This window comes from Pseudomonas sp. P4_C3 (assembly GCF_056402075.1).
On the sequence record NZ_JBFUIC010000551.1, the window covers coordinates 1 to 1829 of the forward strand.

Below are 1829 nucleotides of genomic sequence, written 5' to 3' on the forward strand. Positions count from 1 at the left end.
GTTTTTAGATCAATCGACTATCCAACAAACGAAAGTCCAACTCGATCAATCAAAAATCTCCACAACCCCCACCACCTCATCACTCCCCTCTGCCGTCACCGGCAACGCCCGAATCTTGTGATCCTGCATATAGGCTTCTGCCTCACACAACTGCGCCGTGGCTTTCACGGTATGCGGTTTGGCGGTCATGAAGCTGGCGACGCTTTCGTTGATCACGCCCGGGTTATTCAGCAGCGCCCGGCGCAGGTCGCCGTCGGTAACGATGCCGACCAGTTTGTCGTTGTCCATAACCAGGGCGAGGCCCAGGCGGCTGGAGGTCATGACCAGCAGGCAGTCGTGGAACGAAGTGTCGCGACTGACTTTGGGGATGTTGGTGTGCATCACGTCACTGACGCGGGTGAGCAGTTTGCGGCCGAGGCTGCCGCCGGGATGGTAGCGGGCGAAGTCCATTGGCTTGAAGTCGAGTGCGGCAATCAGGGCCACCGCGAGGGCATCGCCCATTGCCATGGTGGCCAGGGTGGAGGTGGTTGGCGCCAGGTTGTTCGGGCACACCTCGCGCTCGACCGAGATGTCGAGCCAGATATCGGCGTGCTTGGCCAGCGTGGATTGACCATTGCCGGTCATGGCGATGATCTTGTTGCCGAAGGACTTCAGGCTCGGAATCAGCTTGATGACTTCTTCGGTTTCGCCGCTGTAGGAAATCAGGATCAACACGTCGATTGGCTTGAGCATGCCCAGGTCGCCGTGGAAGGCTTCAGCCGGGTGCAGGAACAGGCTCGGGGTGCCGGTGGAGGCGAAGGTAGCGACCATTTTCTGACCGATCAAGCCCGATTTCCCCATACCGCAGACCGCTGCGCGGCCTTTGCAACCGAGAATCAGTTCAACGGCACGCTGGAATTCGCCGTCCAGGCGTTCTGCCAGTTGGCTGATGGCTTGCGCCTGGGCGCTGAGCGCTTCTTTGGCAATTGGAAGGTGATTCATGGGAAATCGATCGTTCCTTGATTTAAGTGGCGCGTATGTTAACGACTCAATAGCCTAACGGAAACTAACGTTCTATCAACCCAGGAAAAATAGTCACTTTTCTGTGTCACCGAGACCTCGAACATGGCAGTTGCCGGTTGGAAATTTTTAATGTCGCCCCCTTTTGATCGACTGTCACAGAGGATACGCAAGGACTCCTCGCCTTTCAGGTGCCAATAGTCATACCGCACTACTCAGCGCCGGCAGTGCCCCCTCCCCTGAGCAACACCCAATGTTTGTAGGCAATCTCCCACTTTTATCGTTATAAATTGTCGGCTTTGTATTATCATCCGCGCCCACTTATCGAAGAGCGTTGCCTGAGACGCTTTGGATTTTTTGCGCGTCTCGCAAGCGAGTGCGTCACCTACGGACATCTGCTGTTTTTCATGGACAAAAACCTCCTGAATCGACCGTGCTTGCTGGTGCTGTCTAAAGGCGCCCAGCAAGTTGCCACGCTTGCCGCCCTGTTGCCCGACTATCGATTACTGCCTGGTTCGACTCGTGACGTCACTCAGGCCGATGTGTTGCTGGCGTGGGGTCGCAAGCCAAGCGCCCTGTTTGCCCAACGGGAAGCACAAAAAGCCGGTCTGCCTGTGCTGTCGGTAGAGGATGGTTTTTTGCGTTCGGTGGGCCTTGGCGCGGATGAGCCGCCGCTGTCGCTGATCGTCGATGACCTGGGCATTTATTACGATGCCGATAATCCGTCGCGCCTGGAAGTATTGATCCCGACATCCTTGAGTGAATCTCAGACTCTCCGCGCCCGGGCTTTGCAGGCGAGTTGGCGGGAAGAGCGCGTTTCCAAGTACAAC

Annotated in this window: 2 protein-coding genes; one reads left to right on the forward strand and one right to left on the reverse strand. The window is 56.6% G+C overall.

The annotated features are described in order from the left end of the window. Positions 1-45 precede the first annotated feature (45 nt). Positions 46-981: a KpsF/GutQ family sugar-phosphate isomerase gene (locus tag AC1DVH_RS30505; protein WP_477756929.1), complete on the reverse strand. Its 936-nt coding sequence runs from the start codon at positions 979-981 to the stop codon at positions 46-48. 425 nt (positions 982-1406) lie between these two features. Here AC1DVH_RS30505 and AC1DVH_RS30510 point away from each other — a divergent pair. Next, positions 1407-1829 (forward strand): capsular polysaccharide export protein, LipB/KpsS family (locus AC1DVH_RS30510; RefSeq protein ID WP_477756930.1); only part of this gene is annotated, 423 nt, incomplete at its 3' end.

What these genes read in the sequence shown, in the direction of transcription:
- AC1DVH_RS30505 (WP_477756929.1), bottom strand. Translation starts at nt 981, where the DNA reads ATGAATCACCTTCCAATTGCCAAAGAAGCGCTCAGCGCCCAGGCGCAA.